A 26,567-nucleotide genomic window follows, 5' to 3' on the forward strand; every position below is an offset into this window, starting at 1 on the left:
TGCTCTGTTTGGTTATGGACAATGATCGCAAACTCATCACCACCTATTCTTGCTAGAGGAATAGTCGGTGACAGACATGTCCTAAAACGTTTGGCAACTTCTTTTAAAACCTTGTCACCAATCGAATGACCCAATGTATCATTAATAGTCTTAAAGCGATTTAAATCAATATACAGGAGCCCAAACTTATCCTGTGTTTTTTGTGCACGCTTAATAGATCTATCTAATTCTTGTTGGAAGAATATACGATTTCCAATCTCCGTCACCGTATCATGGAATGCAAGGTAATTTATCTCTTCCTGTTGTTGTTTCATCCTTGTTATGTCTTTTACCATTACATAGCTCCCAAAGGTTTGTCCTTCTATCATAATAGGAACTATAGTGACATACCAAAAGAGTATATCTTTCTCATTGTTATTTTTCACACGTAACTGTAGTGAAGATGAACTACATCGTTTCCCTTTCTTTATAGCTGCTTCCAATTCAGATTTATCTTCATCTAAAAAAATAGAGAAGCACTCTTTCCCTATTAATGCAGCACTTTCTTTTCCTAATAACATACTTCCAGCCTGGTTTATATTTAATACGATACCGTTTGAATCAATCGTTAAAATAGGATCCGGATGATACTCATATAATGACTTAAATCTCTCTTGATTTTTTACTAAATCATTAGATTTATTTATTAAATCCCTTGTTCTTTGAGATACTGTTTGTTCTAATTGATTATTAAACACTTTTAATGTTTTAGTTAACTCTTTGTTTTGCATTCGTACGATTGTATGACGAATCAGTACAAATACAAAAGCAATACAATTTCCCGTAATTAATGTAGCTGAAGAAGTTTGCTCTTTCAAAGTAAAGCCAATTAAGACTGCAACTGCAAGATAAGGGAATATACCAAGAAGTTTCTCTCCAAATGTCGGATTAATAATAAAATAATTTCTTTTAGAAGAAGTATTCTTTGGGATTGTAGCAGCAATAGCGATAAATAATAGGAAAACTCTATACAAACACCTTAAAAATATAACTGAACGCTCTGATAAATCACCTTGTAAGTAAAAATACAAATAGTCCGTAATAGCCAATCCAGTTAATACTAGGATAAAAATAAACAATTTACTTTTTGCATTGAAAATAGCAGGTCGAAAGATCAGTGTAACTCCAAGTAATAGAAGCAATAAATCTATAATCGGAAAAATAAATGAGAGAAAAACATCTCCAATTGATAAGAATAAAATATTTGCAGATGGTTTATTAAATAGGTACCACTCTAATGTAAAAATAGCAGTAACAACAATGCATAAATCACAAAGTAAATACGCTTTCTCCCATTTGTTACATTCCATCATAATTTTATAAAAGAACGCAAAAAGAAAGAAGAATAAGAAAAACAGTAGAAATACATCAGAAATATTAAAATTTTGTATTGGTAATTCTACATTAAGTACTTGAAAAGCGGATATGAAATTTCCTATCAAAAAACACCCTATTGCAATAGTAATGCAAACCCAGAATACTCCTAACTTAATTTTTTGGGATAATATAGAATACAGTAATGAGATAAATACAGTAGTTTCAACGACTAAAGATGATAGTCGGATATTAAAATCTGATACGAAATAATGATTCGGAAAAACAAATAAAAATATAAAGCAAAAGCTTATATAAGTTATTAAAGCCAATATCAATACATAAAATTGCACATATACATGTTTACGCAATGGATTCACCTTCTTGATTTTTCTATACTTTTATTAAAAAATGGCTTGATGGTGGCACAAGTCCTACTAATTAAAATGTGTGCTACCTATTATCCATATTATGACCTTTTTAAAAGATTTCTTTCTACACACAACAATCTTATTAACTTTTTGTAGATGTTTACAATTATCAATACTGAGGATTCTAAAAAGGATAAGCTGAAAAATGTAATTTTTTAAGTATTTGAGCATCGTAAATTTGGCGGGTACAACTTATCTACTCTTTACATATGAGATAGAATCTACTCCTCTATTGGATTATAGTTGCTATCTGTCACACTTAAAAAGGAATGAAAATATACTATCATTAAAATAGAAATTCAAATTAGTTTACGAAACCAACTGTAACTATTATAGTTACACAAAAAGTTGATGTCAATTTCATATCCTCCCTTTTTAACGGACAAAAGACATGACCTATTGAATAAAAATGTGATGTTTATAAAAAGGGCGGTAAAGTTTTATCTCCTTACTCAAAGAATTATAAATGATTTAGAATTAGATGAAATTGAAGCTAATATTGCATCTCCCTAAAAAGAATGTTACTCTAAAAATAGAATTATGAAAGGAATGATGGATGAATAATGATTAACTAATTTATATTTTAAGTTGAATTTTATAACTTCAAACTACAAAATATAGGGTTAGTCTATCCATTTTTAAAATTCAGTTCATACTTTATTTGTCATGATTCAAATGATTAATAAGTACTTATTAAGTATAGACGAAAGACTAATCCTTCCGATTACAAATTGGGGGATTTTTTTATTCCCGTTTGTCTTAGTTGAAACTTACTAATTGTTAAATGTACTTCACAAATAAAGGAGCGAGAAAAATGAGTACTTCAGATACTATTGTTACACATGTAATGCTCTATATAAGTCGTTAATATCCATCAAACTTATATAGAGGAATTAAAAAATGGATGGATGTTCCGACTTTATATGAAACGTTTCGATATATAAAGGAGGAATTATTATGTCAATGATAAAGGTCCAAGACTTAACTTTTTCATACCCAGGTAGCTTTGATAATATTTTTGAAAGTGTAAACTTCCAAATAGATACGGATTGGAAGCTAGGATTTATTGGTAGAAACGGACGAGGTAAAACGACATTCTTTAATTTATTGTTAGGGAATTATGAGTATAGCGGGAAAATCCTTGCTTCAGTAGAATTCAATTATTTCCCCTACTCTGTTTCAGATAAGAACAAATTCACTCATGAAATCCTTGAAGAAATTTGTCCCCAAGCTGCAGATTGGGAACTTCTACGTGAGATATCCTATTTAAATGTTGATGCTGAGGTCATGTACAGACCATTTAAAACATTATCAAATGGGGAACAAACAAAAGTGTTGCTTGCTGCACTGTTTTTAAATGCGGGTCAATTTCTATTAATTGATGAACCAACAAATCACTTAGATACAGATGCACGAAAGATAGTCTCCAATTATCTAAGGAAGAAAAAAGGATTTATTTTAATTTCACATGACAGAATCTTTTTAGATGGGTGCGTTGACCATATCCTATCTATTAATAGAGCAAATATTGAAGTTCAAAGTGGTAACTATTCTTCTTGGAAGTTAAATTTTGATAGACAGCAAGAACACGAGAAGGCTACAAATGAGCGTCTACAAAAAGACATAGGGCGATTAAAACAGTCTTCCAAACGTTCAGCAAGTTGGTCTCATGACGTGGAAGCTTCAAAAAATGGAACGAGGAATTCAGGCTCTAAGTTGGATAAGGGGTTTGTAGGACATAAAGCAGCCAAGATGATGAAAAGAGCAAAAAACCTTGAATCAAGGCAACAAAAAGCTATTGAGGAAAAATCAAAATTACTAAAAAATGTGGAAAAAACTGAGTCATTAAAATTGGAACAATTGCAATTTAAATCAAATGAATTGGTTACTTTAGTTGACGTGTCCGTTAAGTACAATGATCAAATTGTGAATGAGCCGATTAGCTTCATAGTTGAACAAGGTGACCGAATTGTACTTGATGGAACGAATGGGAGCGGAAAAAGTAGTATCCTAAAACTAATTCTAGGACATCCGATACAGCATACAGGCTTAGTTACTTTAGGTACAGGACTCATCATTTCCTATGTCCAACAAGATACTTCTCATTTGAAGGGATCGCTATCAGGCTTTATTGAAGAGCACAAGATTGATGAAACCTTATTTAAGTCCATCCTAAGTAAGATGGACTTTGACCGAATTCAATTTGAAAAAGATATATCTCATTATTCTGGTGGACAAAAGAAAAAACTGCTTATCGCTAAAAGTTTATGTGAAAAAGCTCATATATATATATGGGACGAACCACTAAATTTTATAGATATCTATTCCCGCATGCAGATTGAAGAACTTATTCAACAATTTAATCCCACAATGGTTATTGTTGAGCATGATAAAATATTTCAACAAACAGTTGCAACGAAAACTATATCTATGTAGCTCAAAACGAATACTTGAAAATATAATCATTAACTTGAGTCTTTGAATTATAAAAACTTTAATGAATTGATAAAAAAAGCCTAATTTCTCTACAATACATTGAGAAATTAGGCTTTAAATAGTAATAATAGAATTCATAAACACTGAATAATTTACACATTAGGTTTATCTGTTAATGCAGTAACAATCCTGTCCACTAAGTTTTCTGGCATCCATTCATGATTTGTATCATTCGTTTCATTTGGTCCTAAAAAATCAATAAACTTTTTAAACTTTGGAAATAAAACAATAGAAGTGATCCAATGTATTGTATGATTTATGGAGAAGAAATGAAAAACTCCTTGCTTTTCACCCTCCTGTAATATTTCTTTTAACTGTTCAAAATTACCTATAAAATATGGTTGCTATTTTAAATGCCATTCACGCTTAAATATAGGAGTCTTCTTGGCTAAAATGATAAAAATAAGCACATCTTGTTATAAAAACAGATGTGCTTATTTTTTAATTTCTATGCATTTTTACGTTTTAAGAAAATCACTCCACCAACAATTAACAGTAATGCTCCTGCAGCCATAGAGATCCAACTTGTAAGATTAGTACCTGTTTGCGGTAACCATCCAATTTTAGATTGAATTTCTTTCTTAAGTTGTGGTTGTTCTTTTACTTGCTCGTTAGGTTGCTCTGGTGTTGGCGTATTTTTACCTGAATTTGGCTGTTCTGGTTTTGGTTGTTCCGATTTTCCCTCTTTAAATTTCACTGTTTGTCCCTTATCTTCAATTTCAGCGTGAATAGCTACTAATATATTATCTTGATACAGTTCTTCAAATACTACTACTTCTTTACCTTGTAATGCAGAAGCATTGAAAGTGAAGTCTAATGTGATAGAACCATTCTTCTCTTTAGCAGTAAACTTAGATTCTACTGTTACTTCTTTACCATCAACTAATAATGGCTTGTTTGTTGCTTTATCCATTAGTTTGCCTTTTACAACGTACTCTTTACCCACAATTAAGTCTTTGTATTCCACTTTATCTTGGATTGTTACAGTTTTAGAAGCATCTAACTCTTTAGAACCATCAGCTTTGTTTGTTGCTGTCGTTTTAATAAAAGGTTCTACAAATCGAACTGTTTGACCTACATCGTTAATGTCAGCATGAGTTGCAATTACTTGACCCTCATGTAATAAATCTTCAAACACGACTACTTCTCTTCCTTGCTGTTCAGCACCAACAAAAGTAAAGTCTAATGTTACAAAACCGTTCTTTTCTTTTGCAGTAAACTTCGTTTCAGCTGTTACTTCTTTTCCATCAATTAATAATGGTTTTTTAATAGCTTTGTTCATTAGTTTACCTTTTACAGTGTACTCTTTACCTACAACTAAGTTAGTATACTCCACTTTGTCTTGAATAGTGATAGAATCCTTTGAATGAATCTCTTTTCCACCATCAGCTTTGTTTGTTGCTGTCGTTTTTACTGATGGCTTAACGAACTTAACTGTTTGACCTTTATCATTGATATCAGCATGTGTCGTAACAACTTTTCCGTCTTTCAGTAACTCTTCGAATACTACTACTTCTTTTTCTTCTAAACCAGTTGCATCAAAAGTGAAATCTAGTGTAATAGAACCATTTGCTTCTTTTGGTGTAAACTTCGTTTCAACAGTTACTTCTTTACCATTTACAACTAATGGTTTATTAGTCTCTTTATTCATTAATTTACCTTTTAAAGTGTACTCTTTACCTACTTGTAGATCTTTGTATTCCACTTTATCTTGGATTGTTACAGACTTAGACGTGTGCATTTCTTTTGTACCATCTATTTTATCAGTAGCTGTTGTTTTTATTGAAGGAATCTTTTCATCTTTGACAATGTGTTTAATGATTTGACCATTCTCTTTAATTTCAAAAGAGAACGTTTCTTCATTTAATACATAACCGTTTGGTGCAACAGTTTCTTTATATGTGTATTTTCCAAATGGTAACTTTTCAAATTTAGCGATTCCTTTATCGTCTGTTTTTCCTTTTACTACTTCTTTTCCTGCTTCGTTATAAATCGTAAATTCTGCATTTGGAAGCTTGTTATTTCCATCAGCTACATCTACCTTTGTAATTTCTAGATCACCTTTGATAAGATGATTAACTGCCAATAACTCAATAATCTTTCCATGTTCCTTTATTTCGAACATAATCGGTTCTTTAACAAGAACGTAACCATTTGGAGAAGCCTTTTCTACAAATGAATATTTACCATACGCTAAATCTTTGACGTTAATCTCACCATTTTTATCTGTCTTATATTCCCCAACTACTTTTCCATTTGCATCTTTTAGCTCGAATGCTGCACCTTCTAATTTTTTACTAATATCTTCATTATCTACTTTTAGTAATTTTACACTACCTTTCACTTCGGTATTTTCCACTGTAAAAGTAAGTGTTTTATTGTGCTCTTTAATTTCAAAAGGATACTTTGTTTTATTTCCAATATATCCATTAGGTGTTTTTGTCTCTAAGAAATAATATTTACCATACGTAAGATCTTCAACGTTTGCAATTCCATTTTCTTTTGTTACTACTTTTTTCACTTCTTTTCCATCTTCAGTGAAGACTGTGAATTCAACATTTGGTAAAATCTTTCCTGAATCACTAAGCTTTTTAATTTCGATGTTACCTTTTACTTTGTTATTTACTATTTGGACAGCTCCTGTTTCCCCTGTCTTAACTTCAATAGTTTGTGGTTTATCATCTGAAACATAGCCTGTTGGTGCTTTAATTTCTTTTAATGTGTAAGTACCAATTGGTAAGTTGTTTAATTCTGCCATACCATCAGCACCAGTCGTGATTTTTCCGACTGATTCATTATTTGCATTAAAGACCTCAAATACTGCACCAGCTAAAACTTCTCCATTTTCTCCAACCTTTTTAATTTTTAAAGAACCAGCTGCTTCCCAATTTACTGCAAGATCACTACTAAGCTTTTCTTCATTTCTCTCTAATAGTACTGTAGCATTCTGAACAGTATCCGTACCACGGTAAGCAATTGCTTGAACTTTAGTTAAATTAGCAGCAACACTTAAATTAAATTCACCCGTTTTTGTATTCTTAGGAATTTGGATACGAAATTTTTCTCCAACTGAAAGCTGATCTTTCACTTCTCCATTTTCACTAACAATTCTAACTCCATTAGGTGCATTTTTCGCTACTACTTTATAAGAACCACTCTTAGCATTTGTTTGTACTGTATATAGATTCGTTTCGAAGAATTCACCTTTTAATTCTGCTTTTTGTTTTTCAGCTGGGATAACATTCATATAAATATCTTGCGTATCCCCACTATTATTAGCAGCATTGATAATTGTCTTAGCCGCTTTTTCAACATTTTTATTCGCATGTTTCAGTTCATTTACATCAAGTTGACCTAGTGCATTCCAAACCGCAAGTTGCGTTGCATAATGCGCTTCATTTTTATTAGCTACTCCCAGCTGTTCAGCACTTTTTTGCGGGAAACCATTTAATAAGACTCTATATACTACATTATCTGTTTTCCCCATTTCAGGAAGATCTTCACCATTTGGTGATTTTAATCCAAGGGTTAAGCAATAAGCAATTTGACCACTTGAATTTTTAATCATTTCAGTGCGAATGTACTTACCTAGACTATTACTATAACTCCAGTCCATTGAATATTTCTCATGCGTCATAACCTCTGCACTAGCCCTAGGTAAAAATACATTAAGGAATAATGCCAGTACTGATAATAATGTAAAAACTCTTATAATGACTCTCTTACCCAATTTTGTAACCTCCCTAGAATAAATTAATCCGAGTATATATCGCAATATCTAAAACATTCACGATCGACCCAATTATCATTATAAAACAATAAATTACAAATATTAAATAATTTTAATAAAATAGTCAAAAAATTTACACATTTTATTATTTATCAAGTTTTTTAACGAATTTACTATATACAAATTCTAAAACACGCCTACAATTTAAAAGACAAATATGTATGTTAAATATATAAATAGCAATTCCTTTACTCCAGTTATTAAGCTTTCCCCTATTAAAAATAGCCTTTTCATTTTCTTGTTAACCTGAGTAATTTATACACCTCTTTTAATCTATTACACTCCTCCATTTAAATATAAAGGTGACTTCTCGTTCAAATAATAAAGCGAAACTTTAATCCGCCCGATTCCCACCTAACTTCTTTGCTTTCATTGAATTTTTGGGCGGGAGTCTTACTGCCCAAAAATAACGGGATATATTATGCAATATTGCATTTGATAATCTTTTTCGTTGTAACTATAATGATTACAGGATTACTATTAATCTAATATTCTACATGGAGGTTTTATTATGTTTAAAAAAATTATTGTATCTTCTATGGCGCTTACTATGTTCGGTGGAGCTGCAACTATGCTAGAGGCACCTACTGCTCAAGCAGCTTCTTATAACTCAACGTCATCCTCTTACTTTGATGTCACTCCTGAAGAGGCCGTGGCTTTCTATCAATCTCAAGACTATAAAAAATTAAAAGTATTTTTGGATGACTTTGAAGCTAGAAACCCTTATACTCCAGGTGGAGGCTACGCTCAAGGGAGTGTACGTATGCAAAAATTCAACGATGCTCTTAGAGATGCCAAATTAACAAATGTCTACCAAGAATTTATTAGAATCTCATACTACAATCATTATCCAGAACCAAAATAATAACAACGGATTAAATGTTTATTATTTCTATAACTTAGCCTAATTTTAAATGTATAACCTAAAAATAATTACTAAAAACCACTCATATAAGGGTGGTTTTTCTATTTCCCCATATAATTTAGCGGAATGTTACATCATCTTTATTTTAATATCTTTTATAGTAGACATTCTCTCGTTGACACAATCTAGTAGGTTAGCAATGGGGATATCAAAATATATTTATAATTATTTTCTGTTTAATAGCAAAAAACGAACACCCTCTCACAACTAGATAAGGTGCTCGTTTTCATTTTTATCGGTAATTCTCAATTCATTTTAGCTTCTTTCCAATAAGCAAAGATTAAATTAACTTAAAAACAAAGCGTTTTAAATTTAATTCATAGATCTTACTGAAACTTGGAATTGCCCCTTAGAACCATCATCATTTGAAACGTAAATTTTATATGTTCCATTCGGTAATGGAGATAAAGCATTCCGTACATTTGTAACATTAATTTGTTGTTCTCCAGGTTTTATATAACCACCAACAATTAGCTCTGTATTTGGACCTTTTACACTATATCCCATTGTATTTTGACCATTATTTTTCATAGAGAAGCTTAAGTCAGTACTCCCATCATATACGAAAGAAGTTACAGCCTCGCCACTATAATTCATTGTTTGGGTTAATAATAAGTCTGCAGAAACATGTTCAACTACATGAATTGGATCATTCGTTTTGTGTACTTCTTCAGCATAAGTATTATTCCCTAACACACCAAGTGTTAATGCTGAAACTACTCCACAACTAAGCACTAGTTTATTTAACTTCATTTTAAGTTCCCCCTTGATGTTTGTATTCTATTACCATCATACATCCTTTTTTAAGTGCGTTTTTATGTAATAATTCATATCTATAAACCTATATATTTTAACTTTTCGCCTTAATAGTTATTGAGAAAGCCACATAGATAAAGCTACAATATTACACTTCATAAAAAACATGTAAATTTTAAAGTCTTTTTCTAACAAAGTTTTATACGAGTAAGTACCAAAATACTCAAATAAATAGCATTTCTATTTCAGATAAAATGTACTAATAAAATTTTTCTAAAATTTCACTTTGTAATTTGATATATTCCATGTTAATATAACGAAGGCTACAAAACAGGAGTCACCACGCATATCATTTTCACAGAATATTCATACTTAAAAAGACTTATTTTATCAGTAACTCAATCCAAATTTCACCTATACAAAAGTTAGTTTATGATTTCATATGTACATAAATTTAAATAGATTTTTTATCTATTATTTTTTTCTATTTTCCTTATCAATTTTAATACGAGTAATATAACAGCACTTTTCAAGTACCCTTCCTTTTTTAGATAAAAAGTCTACTAATACTAAACATCTATGTCCAACTCATACATAATTCTACTTACAAACTATCGGAGATGCAAAACTATGGGAATTTCTACTCTTTTATTAAATACCTTTATTATAATAATTTGTATCCTTAGCTATCACGTATTTTGGCTAGAGTTTAAAGAAAAAATAACATGTAATAATATGTTATTTTCTATTCTTTCCTCCATTGCTATTATTTTTTGTATGACTTTTCCTTTTCATTTACATGTGGGATTTATTTATGATTTACGTTTTATTCCTATAATATTAGTTTTTCTATATGGAAATACAAAAAACATTGTTTTTATAGGAATTTTATATCTTTCTTACCGGTTTTACTTAGGCGGAAATGGCGTTCTTCCATCATTTATTATCTTTACTATCATTTCTGTTATAACAATGCTCTTTCGTTACTTATTACCTATGTATTTTAAAGAAAAAAAGATATTATTAAGCTTACTTCTTATTTTAGTATGTACAGCTTCCCTTTCTATTTGCGGTATTGTAACTCAAATAAATACAGGAGGTAAAATAGACTCTACTCTCATAGAATTTTTATTAAATTATATAGTCATTAATATTTTCACAGTATTATTATCAGTTTATTTTATAGAGGAAATGATTGAGAAATATAAAATGAAAGAAAAACTGCAACGGGCTGAAAAATTTTATATAGCTAGCGAACTAGCAGCGTCAATTGCACACGAAATCCACAATCCACTAACCACGGTACATGGATTCACTCAATTATTAAATGAAAAACATGCCTCTAAGCTATCTCAGGATCAATACTTAGAAATCATGTTAATTGAAATGCAGCAAATACAATCTACTATTAATAACTATTTATCTTTAACCAAACCACAGAATACCCTAAAAGAAAAAATAGATATTAATCACATTTTAAATCAGGTGAAAGATACTATTTCACCACTCGCTCTATCATACAAAGTTGAAATCAAACAAAATAGTACAGATTCCTTTTATATAAATGGAGACCCCGAAAAATTCAAACTCTGTCTAAACAACATCATCCAAAACGGAATTGAGGCTATGAAAAATGGTGGATTATTACAAATAAATATACAAAAAGTAAAAGGAAATATCATGATTGATATTATTGATTCAGGAATTGGGATGTCATCTCAACAAATAAAACGAATTGCTTTGCCATTCTATTCAACAACAGAAAAAGGAACTGGGCTTGGTACTATGATTGCTTATAGTATTATTAAAGAATTAAACGGAGATATAGAAATAGAGAGTGAATTAGGTAAAGGGACACGCTTTTCTATTAGTATCCCTTGCTAATGTGATAACAATTTTCTGTTTAGTTAATTACATAAATGAATTTTAAGAATCCCGCTAGCTAGCTTACTTATTAATTATCTTAAATTCATATGCGTTAATTAAATATAATAAGGATCAGAGCCTATCTATTGTTACAGATACACTCTGATCCTTTAGTTTAATTCAATTAAAAACACTTAATATTTATAACTTTTCTTACATCGTGATGAAATACTAGTTCATCGATTTTATCTTATTTACTGATTAGATTGGTTTAATATAAATATAACATCTCGCGACACTTAATTTGTTATTATCATTAGAGACATTGCCTGCAGTTGTTTTTTCATTAAAGTACAGACCTTTTTCCATTCATTGAAAAAGACAACTCCCCTTTTACTACTTCACTTCCACCGTATAATTCCCTGTCCCCCCGCCATACTGATACACATGTAAATAATACTTCCCTGGATACGTATAGTAACTACCTACTAGTTTATTCCCTTGTTGCTGAGCATACGTAACATAATTATTTAAATCTGCTTCAGAATAAAGTACCCAGTTCATTCCAATATTATTTTCATTCGTTACGTTAATTTGAAGGTTTTTAGCAGTCTCCACATTAAATTCAAAGAAATCACTTGTATCGCCATTTCCTAAACTAGCACGTAAAACTTGATTTAACTGCAATTGGTTTGCTGTTTGGAATGAGTTATTCGGTTCTTTTTCTACACTGTTATCTTCTTTCTTTTGAACAGTTACAGTCGCTGTAGCAGTATTAGTTGCTCCTTTATCGTCTGTTACCGTTAATTTCGTCGTATACGTTCCTTCTTTTGTATATACGTGAGTTGGATTTTGCTCATTACTTACTGCTCCATCACCAAACTCCCATTTATACGAAGTAATTTTCCCGTCTTCATCTTTTGATCCGTCGCTTGTAAATAAAATTGCTTCATTTACATTTCCGCTATACGGACCGTTTATAACTGCAACTGGTGCTTTATTCTCTGCACCTTCTTCTGTATTAATACCGTGGAACACAACATCATATTCAAATTGTCCTGATGTATTCACGCGATATTTTACAAAGTATGCTGTTACTGTTTTATAGCCTGTCCATTCCTTTGCACTTAAACGTTTTAACGTATCATTAACGTTTTGTGTAATTGTTTTCCAATCTTCATATTCTCCTTTTGCTGCAGTTCCTGTATATGTTCCTTGTAGTGTGAATGTATTAAAGAACTGTGATTTATTTTTCTTCACTGATACATTTTTCAATTTTGCTTCCGCTGTTATTTCTGCTGCAATATCTGAAACTGGCTTCGATGCATGATTCGCTAAATAATCGTCTGATACTAATGGCACATTATATTTCTCACGATTATCAACTAGCATTTGCATATAGTCCTGATATTCTTTATTTAAATTCGCATCTTTACTTAATGTAGAGCGATATGCATCATATGCTGTTACATCATTTTTCCTAATAAGATCATGTATTTTATCGAACATATCATATCTCTTATTGTACATATACGATTGTAAAGCAAAGGAATAATTATAGAAATCCCACGTTCCATACTTTGCATTTAACGTTCGCTCTGCCGTATAACGCTCTGCTGGATTTGAAGATAATCCTCCTATAATACTCTTTCTCGGTACAACATTATCCGTTCTCGTTGCCCCTGCAAAAAATTCAGCATTTCCTTCTTCAAACCAAGATAATCTTTCATTTTCATATATTTTCCCTTGTCCCCATAACCCTGGTACTTCATATCTACCTTGTAAATAATGCGTGAACTCGTGTCTGAATAATTCTTCTAAACTATAAATACTTTCTTCTGGCGTACGCTCATAAGTAAAGAACGTACCTGTTCCTTCTATATAAAGACCACCGTTATTCGTTTCATAACCGTACAATTGACGATTAAATTGATATTCTGCTGGGCTATTATAAATAACCATCGTTAATACATCATCAGGATTTCCTTTTTCTAAAGGTTGATCACTTTCAACCGTACGATGGAATTGTGCCTTTACTTCTTTTGCCGCCCAATATAAACGTTTTACTTTTTCTTCTGTCACTTTATCTCCAGCTTTTAAAACAATTGCCCCATCATCAAACGTATACGTTTTTGGCAAATATTTTTTCTTTCCATCTTCTCTTATTTGATCTAAATTCACTACTTTACCATTTGCATCTTTTCCGCCATAATTCGTTGCAATTTGCTCAGCAGCTACGAAATATTGCTCCCCTAAATACGGATACATTTTCATCGCATCTGTTACAACTTGTAACCCTTTCGTTCCTGTACTATGGAACATACCGAGTCTACCTGTATAATAAATGCCATTATTAATAAGCCAACCGGTTTTTTCTGTAATCGTTCCCATTAATGCAAAACGACTTAATTCATTAATATAACTATCTATTTTCTGATACCATACTGTATCTTTCGGTGCTTTCCTCGTATCGTACAAATACGATTGAATGTCGTAATCAACACCTTGCATAATATCGTAAATAGCATTTCCAGCTGAAAGATTATCTACTAATGTAGAAAAATTATCATTATATTGTTTAAAAATCTTTGCAGCTGATGTTATCGTTTCCACATCACTTGAAGCGTTTCCTATTAACTTTCCGTATGATGATACCACTCTATTTTGCTCTAATGTACCCAGCTTGAAATTTGAATTGTTAGCCATCGCTTTTAATGCAGGTAAGCATTTATCATGATAACTCCGTTCATTTAATTTACTAAGTTCTGAATTATAAAATCCTAAATAAAATCCTGAACGTAATACCTCTACTAATGTCTCAATCCCTTTTGAATCATCCTTCGTATAGGCTTGTCCTTGCTGCTTCAATTTATCAATAATCGCCTGCATCCTACTATCATTTTGATAGAATGCTAGACTGTCTGTATTAAACTGAAATAGCCCCGTAATTTGCTCCCAATCAATTGTTACAAGTAAATCTACTAACTGCTGATTGCTTAATTGATTTAATTCGGCAATTGTATAAGTTTTCGCTACAGCTAATTGCTTACTTCCTTTTTTCACCTCAGGTGGTCTTTGTGATAAATCGGCAAATTGTAACCTTTTCTCAAAAGACTTGCTTTCGAGCACTTTCGATGAATGAGCTAATTCTTGTACTGGTAGTTGTACACCGACTGGCTCCATTTTGAGCACATTTCGATAAGAAACTTGCTCTCCCTTAGTATCTTCTGCCAAACTTACCCCTTGAAAACTCCCTAACATTAAACTAGCAAAACTTACCCCTACTAACATTTTCTTTGAATAGCCTTTCATGCTCTCCCCTACCTTACATTTTTAGTGTCCCGCTCCATTATTTTACTATTTTTACTTTTTGTCCTGTATTGAGAAAAAATAAGGTAACGTTCACACATGTATCCATTCCATATAAAATTAACGCTTGACTTTCCGTGCATTTTATATCAAAAAAAGATAGATAATAGCAAAATTCCTGCTACATCTATCCTCGTTTTCAACACTATGATTTTAACTTTATAAATGTAACTTCCGGTAATGTTTGCATATGCTGAATAAACTCATTCTTTTCTTCTGACGATATATTTTTCAGTTGCATCCCTACCTTATAAACAGTTTCTGTACCTTGCTGTGAAGCTTCCACCTCATATGAGAGTATTGGGATGCCTTTCACTTGTAGTGTTTCTAATATTTGTTGTACCGCTTCATGTTTATTTACAAACATTTGCACTGTTATATTTTGTGGAAATAAAAATTGTACCTTAAAAATACGACTTACAATTTCTAAACCAATTAAAACGAGAATCGTCGCTCCAATGCCTACTACATACATTCCCGCTCCAATTGCTAATCCTATGCCGGCAGTAGCCCATAAACCAGCCGCAGTCGTTAATCCTTTCACCGCCTGCTTTTGAATAATAATTGTGCCTGCACCTAAAAAACCAACTCCACTAACGACTTGTGCTGCAATACGACTTGGATCTAGAGACATATGCTCTTCAAACACAATATCTGAAAAGGCATATTTCGAAACAACCATTATTAACGCACTTCCTACCGCTACGAGGAAATGAGTCTTTAATCCAGCTTCTTTCGATCGAATTTCTCTTTCAATACCAATCATTGCTCCTAACAAGCCAGCAACACCGATTCGTATAATAAAATCAAAATCTACACTCACGGGCACTTCCCCCTTTCATTCATTATAGATAGATAAAACAAAAATTATCACAAACATCCTTTTATTTACATGTAGGGATACTACTAAAATATACTTAATACTCCGACCGTTTTATGTTAATATTTTAAATATTAACATAAAATAAATAACTTCTAATTTTAAACCTCCACTAATTTTCTAAAAAAACAAAGATGGATTACATGAAATTAGGTTGAGAAATCATGGAAAACGCTTTCACTTTGTATCGTAATTTTTTATAAAAACTATATAAATAAAGGAGCTTACTAACAATGAACGTCTCATTACTCACACCTACTACTGATTTACAAGAAGAATACTTAGATTTCTATAACGAATGGAAAGATAGCGGTGAAACAATGATCCCGTGGGTTATCTCAAAAAATCCTGCCAACTTCCCAGCTATGGTTCAAGAACTTCTCGATGCGCATAACGGAATAAATATCCCTGAAACTTGGGTACCAGACTCTACATATTGGCTTGTTACAGATGAAAATAAAATTGTGGGAGCTGTTAATATACGTCATAGTTTAACCAAACATTTATTTAACGCTGGCGGTCACATTGGTTATGGCATTCGCCCTTCTGAAAGAAGAAAAGGTTATGCTACGAAGTTACTAGCATTATCATTAGAAAAAACGAAGGAGTTAGACATCACGAAAGTACTTGTCGTTTGCGACGCTGTGAATACCGCTTCTGAAAAAACGATTTTGCATAACGGCGGGATTCGTGATGATGATTTCACTGAGGAAGATGGGAATATAGTAAGAAGATATTGGATTGAGCTATGAATAATCACAAATAAGCGAGAAAGTGATTATACACTTTCTCGCTTATTTTACACTGCTTCTATTTCAAACTGCACTGTAATACCACTTGGATCTACCACCACAAACCCATTTGTAGTTTCATTTATTTCATGTTGTTTTTCTATTAATCTTTCTTTCACTTCGTCTAACGCTTCTTTATGCGGTAGTACAATAGCATATACCTTTAGTCCAGTTGCATATACTGGTGGGTGTGGATTGTTTACTCCGTTCCACGTATTTGCACCAATATGGTGATGATATCCCCCTGCTGAAATAAATAAGCAATCCTCTTCACGCTGTTGTACTTCAAAACCTACTGTTTCCACATAAAATTCATGTGATTTCTCTACATCAGCTATTCGTAAATGTACGTGCCCAACGACAGTATTAGCAGGCAAACCATCAAAATCATAATCAACGAGTGTTGCCAATTCTTTTAAATCAAGTGGTGTACTTCCTCCTGATCCTTCTCCCCATTGATCACGCGGACGGTCTGCATAAATTTCAATACCATTTCCCTCTAAATCTTGCAAATAAAAAGCTTCGCTATATGTATGATCACTTGCACTATTAAACCTTGAAATTGGTAAAATTTCATTTGAATATGTATAACGCCCTTCTTGCTCATCCGGGCTGTCAATTACATTCTTATTACGAAGAACCCCAAATAGCGCAGAAGCAAAAGCTTCACGAGTCGGAACTAAAAAGGCTACATGATATATACCAGTCGTACGCGGTTCTTGCAGTACCCCGTCCTCTAACTTTTCAAGAACAAGTAACGCGTTCTTTCCACCTTTTCCAGATAAATATGCTTTATTCCCCTCTTGCTTAATTACCTCTAATCCTACAACATTCTCATAAAAAGCAATTTGACGCTCTAAGTCTTTCACTTTAAATTCAACATGACCAATACGTGTTTTCGGATGAATTTGTACCATGAATAACTCCATCTCCTTATCCCTATATTTTTCCATTACATATAACCGTTACTATGAAGGATACAACTAAAATCATCCTATGTAAATAAGAAAAGTCAGAATTTATATACATTTTTATTTTCATAATAAAAATGCCACCTTTTCTAAATTTCAGAAAAGGTGGCTTTATAACTCTTATCTCATTTTATGTACTTCAGCAACTAGCTTTCCACCCTGAATGCCCATATAAAGCTTCACAGGTGCATCATTCGTATTTTCAAATACTAAATCTAAATATGGATATGCAATTGTAGCATCTCTTCCTTGTGGAACATAACCTACCGTTTTAGAATGTGTAGTTCTCTCCACCATTTTCAGGCCAGCTTGATCTGCTGCATTGTATAAAGTTGAAGATGTTTGACAAACACCACCGCCATATCCATCTACTAATTTACCATCAACTATTTCTTTCCCTAATTGATATCCTTTATCTGGTGTTGTATCACCGATTAATGAATTAAAAGAGAAACGGTCTCCTTTTGCTAACACAACTCCATTTATGCTCGCTGCTGACAAACGAATATTCTCAATACGGCCACCTGTTGAACCACCTAAGTTCGTTTCATATCTACCAATTACCGCACCATTTCCTTGCGCATCACTTAATGTTGCGACTGGTTTTTTCTCCACGATCGGCAACTGATACGTAGCATCCCACATACCAACATTTAACAATTTATCTACTAATTCTTTTTCCATTAATTCATAAGAAGGTTTTCCTTCTTGCCAACTTCCATCAGGTGCTATACGTGAAGGAACCATTTTTTTGTCGACGCTTTTTCCAATCTCACCAACAACCTTTGTGACAGACTTTTTAAATTTCGCTTCATCTTCAAAATAGCCTAAACTAGATAAATCTATTTTTTTCACTTCAGTACCAGTTCGACCATCAACTAAACTAATAGTATCCTGTACTTCTGCTTTAGCCTCTACAGTGTGCCCACCAATATCACTTACCAATGCAACATCACTTACTTTTGCACCACAGCCACTCATTATAGCTACACATAACACCCCAACTAATATACCCTTTACTTTACGGAACAATATACTCTCTCCCTTTCCCCAACATCACTATTATGTATTTATTTCATTTTTATGTATGTTTTGTTACAATCATTTTACAATATGTTTATAAAATGTTACAAGTTATTTTTCACTCTATATAAATTACTCTTTTCTTTTATAAATGTCTATACATATTTACATAAAAGTTTGAGTTTGATAGAATTGTAACTTTTATGTAAACTCTCCCTTTTATCCAGTATATACCATTACACAAAAGAAATACAAATCAAAAACCCTCAAGCTATTTTTTATAAAGTGAAACTGTAATCAGTGGGGGTCTTATTGCCCAGCAAATAGCGCGATAAAGAGAAATCCCGTCAACATAAATAGGTATTTGCCGTGCCACCGCTCCGCTTTTGCACATACATTATGGTGAATTCAACCTATTTTAAAGAAATGGAGGATGTTATTATGTATCCCTACAATCCATATGATCCATATAATCAATATGCGTACCAACAACCACAGTATGACTTACAAACACAATATCAATCTTATATAGATCAAGCAGAGCAAACGAATCCATATGAATCTGACCAAAATAGACAATTTCAACTTCCAATCTCTTTTCCTGGCACTGGAAATCGTCAATTAGAAAGACGCGTAAATGAGCTTGAACAAAGAGTACGTCAACTAGAAAATACAGTTGAGCGCCATACACGTAGACTAAACCGCTTAAACCAACGTTTACGCACAGTAGAAAACAGACTAAACATTCCATTCACAGCATTAGAAGACGGATTTTAATCGAGAAAATAAAGATTATATAAAGGAAGGGGCTTCCCCTTCCTTATATAAATTGACGAAAGTTTTTTCCATCTCTATACTGATAAGAGTTAATGAAATGAAACAAGGTGATAAATATGGATTTTGAAATAAATTATCTTTCCTTTTATGTTGTACAAGTAGAAGGAAAAGGTGAAGCAGTTGATAAACGCTACAAACATTTTCAAACTTTAGACGCTGAAGAATATGAAGATAGCTCCTTAAAAGAATTTTTAAATGGGGAGTTATTAAAAATATCGAAGCGAAAAGTAGAACGTCATGCAAAAACAGAACAAGCCCCAACAAAAATTGGTCGCTTTATTGTAGAAGAAGGGCACGAACTTGATTCAAACCCTCATTACAACCTTTTTAATCGTATTCGCTTTGCAGAAACAAAAGAAAACTTTAAAGATATGAGCGAACCTCTCGTTTATACATATCTTGACACAAGCGCTGTACGTGGTGGTGTATTTTTAATTGCTCAGGCAAAACTACGCAAATACTTTGATGATCCATTCGTATTCGTAATGAAATGCGACTTTGAACCAAAGGTTGCTTCTATTTCTGATGAATCAACACTGATTCGTAACGTTGAAATGGCCATCACAACAAAGAATATGAAATCTATCCAATATCCGTACATGCCTGAAGAAGGAATGGTTGAAGTAGGCGAACTAAAAATACATCAAGCATCACATGCCCGCTACTTTGAAGACTTCTTAAAATTCGTCGAATATGAACGCTCTATGCCTGAAATTATGAAAACACAAGTAATGGACATGGTATACGACCAAATTGAAGATGTATTTGAAGAAGGTACGGAAGAACGCGAACAATTCGACCAAGCGATGGAAGTATGGGCTGCCAGTCCGAAACGCGAAATTATGGAACAATTTTCAACTGAAGAAGTAATGGAAGCAACCGCTCAAATCGTCGAGCATGCTCCTGAAGTGGAATTAAAACTAAAAGCCGATCATATCTCTGTGAAGGCGTTGCTTGCGGATTTTGGGGATCAAATACATATTGCGAAGGTAAATGATCGATATGTACTTATGATTGAAGCAGACACACTTACATTTGAAAAAGGCTTCTCTCCTATTGAGTTTCTGAAGCCAGATGAGCTGCAAGATGTGATTGAGCGGATTGAGAATAAGCAGCAGTATTCGTTTGATCCGAGCGGTATTGAATAAAGTGAAACTTTAATCAGTGGGGTTTTGTTCATCCCCCACTAATTATTAGCCCTCACCAATCGGGCTTTTACGGGATAAATACTTCCATATAACTGTTGTTACTGGGCGCTTTTAATAAGCGCTCTTTTATTTATATTAAAAACCGATTCTACTAAGAATCGATTTTTCTGCTTTATAATAAAACATGTTTATTTTTAAATTTTTTTGATGCAAGATGACATTTGTTGCAGAATCAAATATATCCCTTCCTTGTTATACAGGCTTATTTCCATTAGAAATATCTACTTCAATATTTCTAGTTGACCAAGTCCTTCTATAAGTTGTTAAAATGCAAATTTCACTTTACTACCTCAAATTTATTGTACTCGTAAAAAGATAATTGAAAACGATATTCCGGATGTTCTCTCACCCAATCGTAGGCTTCTTCTAAAATTTCCATTTTGTTTTGCAAGTCATTAAGTTCACTACATTCGTCCCTTTTCTGTTTGCACAGAGGGCAGAATCCATTCACTATTTCCGCACTCGTCGCCCTAATAGTTTTACTTTCTAAATCAACTACTAGACGAAGAATAACAGAATGCTCTTCTTTTGTAGTCACCTTCATTTCAGCAATCCGATCCTCATTCCAAAAGACACCGTTTAATTCCATCTTTACTGTGACATCTTTAATATCCAAGTCTACCACTATCATACCTCCCTTGTACAAAACTCAATCTTACTCTTCTATTTTAAACTTTAATACACCACAACTTAAAGAGATATTAAGTTTTTTCCAATTCTTCTTTACTATGAAAGAAAGTGTAGTTAATGCTAATTGTGTGGTAAATATTATCCCAAAAACTAAAACAGTTAAAATGTTAAAGATTGTTTCCATTAAACTACACTCTTTTCTTTATATATATTTTTATTTTATTAATACAGTTTAAAACTCTTATTACGTCTTAACACTCCCAAAGCAATTATAATGTACAATCACAACAACAAGTTGATGCCTATTTAATATCAATACGCTGTTATTACATGTATGTAGTTAGAGATGGAGGAGCAATTCATTTAACCTCTGTATTCTCCTCCATCTCAGCCAAATACCTAATCTGTCGTTCCGCTTTTCTCACTGCTGTACGAAAATGTTTTTTCAGGAGTTCTACTGTATTTTCACTTATATAATATCTTTCCGTTATACTTTCCCACGTGTCACCACTTTCAAATGTACTCCATTCAAAAGGGCGTTCTGTATTTTTCTTTAGTTCTTTAAACACCCATTTTCGCATCTTTTTTTTCGCTTTTTCTGTTAGTTTTCCGTTTTTTACAAGTTCAAGTTCACCATGTCTTTTGTATCGCTTATTAATATCTCTCTCGCTATACACTTTAAGAAGTATATTTGCTGTATTTTCAGCATCTGCTAAAGCACGGTGCTGTTTTCCTTCCCACGTTAAAGCGAGCTGTTCTACCGCAAATTGTAAACTTGGCGTATGTTCAAACAATTCCTCATATGCTTGGAAAACAAATTTTTGCAAATCAATTCTATTTTCTTTTTCTATACTTGGGCATTCAACACCATATAATGTACAATCATGAGATAGAAAGCGATAATCTTCTTTTCCCCATGAAACAAATATAGAACCTTCGCCGATGAACTGAATAAATTTCTCTATAATTTGAGGGAATTTTTCTACACCCATTAAATCTTTTTTCGTAATACCGGTTAATTTTGTTGTATGACGAGTTAATCGTGCACTTGGTTTTACTAACTCCGAAAATTCTTCAATTATCTTCATTGTACCTATTTCTATTTTTACAGCTCCGATATCAACTATTTCTGATGGATCTTCTGATTTATACGGTCTGAAATTCCTTTCAATATCAAACACAATGAAATGTGTAGCGTTTTTCAATTTATTTACCTCTTTCTAAATTGCTTTTCACACAAACACTTTATTTTCAGTATTTATTTATTCATGTACTTTATACAAAAATACTCCGAATAAATAAATGAAAATTCAGTCTTGTTATGATATGTAAGTAGGAGGACATCTATAAAAGTGCAAAAAAAAAGAAGGGCGAGCCCTTCTTTTTTCAAAAATTACTTCTTGTTTACGTTAGTAGCTTGAGGTCCACGGTTACCTTGTTCTACTTCGAAAGTAACTTCTTGACCTTCTTCTAAAGTTTTGAAGCCTTCGCCTTGGATAGCTGAGAAATGAACGAATACGTCTTCTCCGCCTTCAACTTCGATGAAACCGAAACCTTTTTCTGAGTTAAACCATTTTACTTTACCGTTTTGCATGAAAAAAATCCTCCTACAATGTACCTATATGTACATATTCATTTTCAACCACCTTACAATAATAAGCCAGATATTAAAAAACTGCAACCCCTGAGGAGATTTAACATTGCTATCCTCCTCGGAAGTTACAGCTCATTTAAATCTCTATATTATTAAAAGTAAAATGGTTTAAACATACTATATCATATCAATATAATAAAAGTAAAGTTTTTTCTTAAATTATTTTTTGTTCCCACTGCATTGCTTTTAATTCACCTGATCCGGCTACTACATAACCCTCTTTTTGATTAACAATGCGCCATCCGTGCCCTTTAACTGAATCACATACTGTAACAATACCTTCTTCAAGAAGCACACGGCACACACTACTAATACCCGCCTTATTTTGCGTTGAAGTTGTATATAAAACATGTTGATCTACACTTAAGTCTAAATAACTACTTGCTTTCTGCTCACTTTGACATGTGTGCCAATATATTTTTTCACTTGCAATACTTTCATCTATTTTACAATAAGAAATATTCCCGCTAACTCCCTTGCACGATCCACTTGCCGCTACTAAATAAGAATTGTGTAAAGTCAACGCGGAGATCATTTGATTCATCGCAATTTTAATCCTCTTTAATTTACGTGTCTTCAAATCAAAGAGCCAAACACCACCATATTTAGCATGTATTTTCGTACCAATAAATAAGTAATGTTTATATAAAAATAACGATCGAATAGACGGTGCCGCACTGCCATACTCAAGAAACGGATGAATAGTTTCCCATGTCGAACCGAAATTATTAGAAAGATACAGCGTTTTTTCTCCATGAGCAACAACAGTTCCTTGTACATTGCTACATACATTCCAACTCGTTGCTTTTGTTGGAAAACGCTGAATTGTCCAGTTCTCTCCACCATTCATACTACGAATAAAAATCCCTTCGTCACCTACACCATAAACTACATTATCTTCGCTATGTAAATCCCTAATTCGTTTTTGAAAACCATTTAAAATTCGTTTCCATTCTCCGTCTTGTTCAACAAATAAGCCATTATATGTAGTAGCTAACAACAGTTTTCCATCTCTTAACTTTGTAATAGCAGTTGCACTTAACATTGTCTCCACGTTGACACTCCCATTCTTAGAACTTCTCAGCAAATGCAATTGCAAAATTACTGCATTTTTCAACATCCTCTTCATCTTCTGGAGCTAATTCAATTTTTAGCCCTTCTTGTACAAGCTCTGCACCGCGCTCTACAAGACGTTCTTCAAATATCGTTACCGCTTCACAAAACAGTTCATACGCTGTATCACCCGATCCGAACACCGCTACCTTTTTCCCAGCTAAATCTATATTTTCTAAGTCATCATGAAAATCTTCCGCTTCAAATGGTAATTCACCATCGCCCCACGTATAAGATCCTAAAATGATTCCATCATAAGCTAATAATTCTTCAGCATCCATGCCTTCCATTTCTTGCAATACTACTTCATGATCAAAAGCATCTAAACTAACTTTAATTAAATCAGCAATACTCTCTGTATTTCCTGACATACTTGCATAAGCTATTAAAATTTTTGCCACTTTGGCATCCCCCTCTAACAATAAATGATTCTCATTCTCATTATATTAATAATGAGAATCAATTTCAATTGATTTTTTTCTACTTTTATTTACATTTCACATCTGACTATTTATATTTCATTTTAAATATCTACATTCATATTCAACTATTGCCAAATCTATCTTCAAACATTATTGTATTATCATCATTTCACATTACTTATTTCAAATAAAAAATGTTTTTGTATCATGCTCAATCTCTAATCAATTGTTCACTTTACAGAAAGAGGAGTCCTTATGATGAGAAAGTATTTTATTAGATTTTTAAAAGCAACCTCCCTTTTAACAATATTCTTACTAATAGGAGCTGCTATTATTTTATTCGGTACTTCATACGGTCATAATTTACGTGTTATCGCAGCCGAGAGTATTTTAACTTCTCAGCATCCACAATATGCAAAATTCACGTTATTGTCTGATGAAGAATTAAATGATATTTCTCAATCCATCACAAATCCAAAATGGAAAAATAGTGAATTTTTAACTTCTAAACTTTCAAAAAAAGAGTTAGAAAGACGAAAAGATTTACCACTAGATGTTTCTATTGAAACAATAAAGAAAAAATATAATGATCATTTTTTCGAAGGGAAATTAATGACAATTAGTAATCCATTCAACGTAAAACTTGTTACCCAGCAAGGTTCAGAAGGTAAAGACGTCGGAGAAAAAATATACGTAATGGCAAAGCGAAACCATGCAGTTGCCGCTGTCAATGCCAGTGGTTTTTGGGATGAAACCGGGCATGGTGGTGGTAAAACCGGAATCGGTATTGTTATTGAAAACGGTAAAGTTATAAACACGCCGAAAGATATTAATACCCCTACCCTCACTAGTGGTATTACAAAATATGGACAAATGGTTTCTGGAGAGTTTTCTGCTAACCAATTGTTAAATAAAAATGTTGTTTCCGCTGCTGGATTTATGCCTCAGCTAATTGTAAATGGAGAAAAAATGATTACAAATGATGGTGGTTGGGGATATGGCCCTCGAAGCATTATGGCTCAGAAAAAAGATGGATCGATTATGTTTTTCGTCATTGATGGTAGACAACCTCATAGCATTGGTGCTTCCTTGAGAGATTGTCAAGATATTCTTTATGAAAAAGGTGCTGTCAATGCGATGGCAATGGACGGTGGATCATCAGCAACATTATATGCAATGGGAGATATTTTAAATATCCCTTCCACCTTATCTCATAAATCACGCTATTTACCAAACGCATGGGTAGTTACAGCGAACCCTAAGCAACAAGTTCATGTAACAATAGACGGTAATTCTGCGAGCTCTCAAAAAATTTCTGAATTAACAAGGACGACTGCTATAGCTTTCAATAAATAAAAAAGCACAGATGACTATACAATCATCTGTGCTTTTTTATTACTTTTTAAAAATACCAAACGGCTTTCCAACTGGTAAAACAACTTTTCCGAAGTGTGTGTTTAACACTGCTGCTGCTGAACCATAGAAAGATAATAATGAAATAAGAAGTTCAGAATATGCTGCTAAATTATGCATTGCATGCGGCATAACACCTAAAGTACTTAATGAAAGACCGATAAATAAGAAATCAATAAGGACGAAAATCATAAATAATACTTTATGTGTTTCCATTGCACCAATTGTCATAAAGATTGTGAAAATCAAATATCCGATAAAGGCTACACCAAGCTGTTTTGAATCTGCAGCTTGTGCTAATTTTTCGCCAAATACTCCAAGTTGAATTAACCAAGTCATTCCAACACCTAGCCAAAATAGACCGTACGCACCGAATGCTGTTGTACCGAATGTATTGTTATGCTTTGCATCATGAATGCAAGCAAAGATTTGTGCAAATCCTCCTAAAAAGATTGCCCACGGTAATACAAGTGAAACGCCATCTGTTAAGCCTAACTTTTGAGATGATGCTACAAGTGTTACCATCGCTAATCCAAATAGACCAATTCCAGATGGATCTGCTGTTGTCATTTTCACATGATGTGTAGTAGTTTGATTGCTCATATAAACCTCCTGATTATAAACATACTCGAATACAAT

The 26,567-nt window shown here is 32.8% G+C and carries 20 protein-coding genes and 1 pseudogene; 7 read left to right on the forward strand and 14 right to left on the reverse strand.

From position 1 onward, the window contains the following. The coding region (locus HFD78_RS17240) for a diguanylate cyclase domain-containing protein (protein ID WP_139848071.1) at positions 1–1,724 on the reverse strand (1,724 nt) is incomplete at its 3' end. 1,017 nt (positions 1,725–2,741) lie between these two features. Here HFD78_RS17240 and HFD78_RS17245 point away from each other — a divergent pair. Beyond that, positions 2,742–4,220 (forward strand): Lsa family ABC-F type ribosomal protection protein, encoded by a 1,479-nt coding sequence (locus tag HFD78_RS17245; protein ID WP_044584737.1) that lies wholly within the window; start codon positions 2,742–2,744, stop codon positions 4,218–4,220. 152 nt (positions 4,221–4,372) lie between these two features. On the opposite strand, the pseudogene HFD78_RS17250 reads toward HFD78_RS17245, so the two are convergent. Together HFD78_RS17250 and HFD78_RS17255 are read right to left on the reverse strand one after the other, a co-directional pair. After that, positions 4,373–4,624, reverse strand: a pseudogene (locus tag HFD78_RS17250) (TetR/AcrR family transcriptional regulator); the annotation flags it as partial. A gap of 104 nt (positions 4,625–4,728) precedes the next feature. Continuing rightward, positions 4,729–8,010, reverse strand: coding sequence for a VaFE repeat-containing surface-anchored protein (locus HFD78_RS17255; RefSeq protein ID WP_087967746.1), 3,282 nt, complete (start codon positions 8,008–8,010; stop codon positions 4,729–4,731). Positions 8,011–8,581: 571 nt separating this feature from the next. Between HFD78_RS17255 and HFD78_RS17260 the strand changes: the two genes are divergently transcribed. Continuing rightward, complete coding sequence (locus HFD78_RS17260) at positions 8,582–8,935, forward strand: hypothetical protein (protein WP_000473483.1); 354 nt, start codon at positions 8,582–8,584, stop codon at positions 8,933–8,935. A gap of 372 nt (positions 8,936–9,307) precedes the next feature. On the opposite strand, the gene HFD78_RS17265 is transcribed toward HFD78_RS17260, so the two are convergent. After that, a complete protein-coding gene (locus HFD78_RS17265; protein ID WP_000773525.1) occupies positions 9,308–9,748 on the reverse strand; it encodes a hypothetical protein in 441 nt (146 codons plus the stop codon). A gap of 633 nt (positions 9,749–10,381) precedes the next feature. On the opposite strand from HFD78_RS17265, the gene HFD78_RS17270 reads away from it, so the two are divergent. Beyond that, positions 10,382–11,635: a sensor histidine kinase gene (locus HFD78_RS17270; protein WP_000513018.1), complete on the forward strand. Its 1,254-nt coding sequence runs from the start codon at positions 10,382–10,384 to the stop codon at positions 11,633–11,635. A gap of 378 nt (positions 11,636–12,013) precedes the next feature. Here the strand turns inward: HFD78_RS17270 and colA are convergent, their stop codons facing one another. Both colA and HFD78_RS17280 read right to left on the reverse strand, forming a co-directional pair. Further along, positions 12,014–14,929, reverse strand: coding sequence for a collagenase ColA (gene colA, locus HFD78_RS17275; protein WP_000679530.1), 2,916 nt, complete (start codon positions 14,927–14,929; stop codon positions 12,014–12,016). Between the two features lie 202 nt (positions 14,930–15,131). Then, complete coding sequence (locus HFD78_RS17280) at positions 15,132–15,809, reverse strand: MgtC/SapB family protein (protein ID WP_000109720.1); 678 nt, start codon at positions 15,807–15,809, stop codon at positions 15,132–15,134. Between the two features lie 290 nt (positions 15,810–16,099). Between HFD78_RS17280 and HFD78_RS17285 the strand changes: the two genes are divergently transcribed. Continuing rightward, positions 16,100–16,618, forward strand: a complete 519-nt coding sequence (locus tag HFD78_RS17285) for a GNAT family N-acetyltransferase (RefSeq protein WP_001103121.1) — start codon at positions 16,100–16,102, stop codon at positions 16,616–16,618. Positions 16,619–16,665: 47 nt separating this feature from the next. Here the strand turns inward: HFD78_RS17285 and HFD78_RS17290 are convergent, their stop codons facing one another. Continuing rightward, positions 16,666–17,574 carry a VOC family protein gene (locus HFD78_RS17290; RefSeq protein WP_061655519.1) on the reverse strand — a complete coding sequence of 303 codons (909 nt, stop codon included), beginning with the start codon at positions 17,572–17,574 and terminating at the stop codon, positions 16,666–16,668. A gap of 174 nt (positions 17,575–17,748) precedes the next feature. Beyond that, the gene (locus HFD78_RS17295; protein ID WP_098204769.1) at positions 17,749–18,660 is read right to left on the reverse strand and encodes a VanW family protein; all 912 of its coding nucleotides are present in this window, start codon (positions 18,658–18,660) and stop codon (positions 17,749–17,751) included. Positions 18,661–19,092: 432 nt separating this feature from the next. Here HFD78_RS17295 and HFD78_RS17300 point away from each other — a divergent pair, with 432 nt between their 5' ends. Then, on the forward strand, positions 19,093–19,428 hold the full coding sequence (locus HFD78_RS17300; protein WP_058840212.1) for a hypothetical protein: 336 nt from the start codon (positions 19,093–19,095) through the stop codon (positions 19,426–19,428). 116 nt (positions 19,429–19,544) lie between these two features. Next, positions 19,545–20,636 carry a DUF3900 domain-containing protein gene (locus HFD78_RS17305; protein WP_000345046.1) on the forward strand — a complete coding sequence of 364 codons (1,092 nt, stop codon included), beginning with the start codon at positions 19,545–19,547 and terminating at the stop codon, positions 20,634–20,636. A 337-nt stretch (positions 20,637–20,973) separates the two neighbouring features. On the opposite strand, the gene HFD78_RS17310 is transcribed toward HFD78_RS17305, so the two are convergent. The 5 genes from HFD78_RS17310 to HFD78_RS17330 form a co-directional block, all read right to left on the reverse strand. Then, the gene (locus HFD78_RS17310) at positions 20,974–21,321 is read right to left on the reverse strand and encodes a hypothetical protein (RefSeq protein ID WP_000227983.1); all 348 of its coding nucleotides are present in this window, start codon (positions 21,319–21,321) and stop codon (positions 20,974–20,976) included. A gap of 364 nt (positions 21,322–21,685) precedes the next feature. Then, positions 21,686–22,531 (reverse strand): exonuclease, encoded by an 846-nt coding sequence (locus tag HFD78_RS17315; protein ID WP_000786417.1) that lies wholly within the window; start codon positions 22,529–22,531, stop codon positions 21,686–21,688. Positions 22,532–22,719: 188 nt separating this feature from the next. After that, positions 22,720–22,920, reverse strand: coding sequence for a cold shock-like protein CspB (gene cspB / locus HFD78_RS17320; protein ID WP_001179150.1), 201 nt, complete (start codon positions 22,918–22,920; stop codon positions 22,720–22,722). Positions 22,921–23,134: 214 nt separating this feature from the next. Then, positions 23,135–24,034: a WD40/YVTN/BNR-like repeat-containing protein gene (locus tag HFD78_RS17325; protein ID WP_058840211.1), complete on the reverse strand. Its 900-nt coding sequence runs from the start codon at positions 24,032–24,034 to the stop codon at positions 23,135–23,137. Between the two features lie 16 nt (positions 24,035–24,050). After that, positions 24,051–24,494 carry a flavodoxin gene (locus tag HFD78_RS17330; protein WP_001062752.1) on the reverse strand — a complete coding sequence of 148 codons (444 nt, stop codon included), beginning with the start codon at positions 24,492–24,494 and terminating at the stop codon, positions 24,051–24,053. Between the two features lie 279 nt (positions 24,495–24,773). Here HFD78_RS17330 and HFD78_RS17335 point away from each other — a divergent pair, with 279 nt between their 5' ends. Continuing rightward, positions 24,774–25,871, forward strand: a complete 1,098-nt coding sequence (locus tag HFD78_RS17335) for a phosphodiester glycosidase family protein (protein WP_001233794.1) — start codon at positions 24,774–24,776, stop codon at positions 25,869–25,871. A gap of 39 nt (positions 25,872–25,910) precedes the next feature. Here HFD78_RS17335 and HFD78_RS17340 read toward each other — a convergent pair whose 3' ends face one another. Continuing rightward, a complete protein-coding gene (locus HFD78_RS17340) occupies positions 25,911–26,531 on the reverse strand; it encodes an acetate uptake transporter (protein ID WP_000070938.1) in 621 nt (206 codons plus the stop codon). Between the last annotated feature and the right edge of the window lie 36 nt (positions 26,532–26,567).

Source organism: Bacillus sp. EKM501B, assembly GCF_011800505.1.
Taxonomy (GTDB): Bacteria; Bacillota; Bacilli; order Bacillales; family Bacillaceae_G; genus Bacillus_A; species Bacillus_A cereus.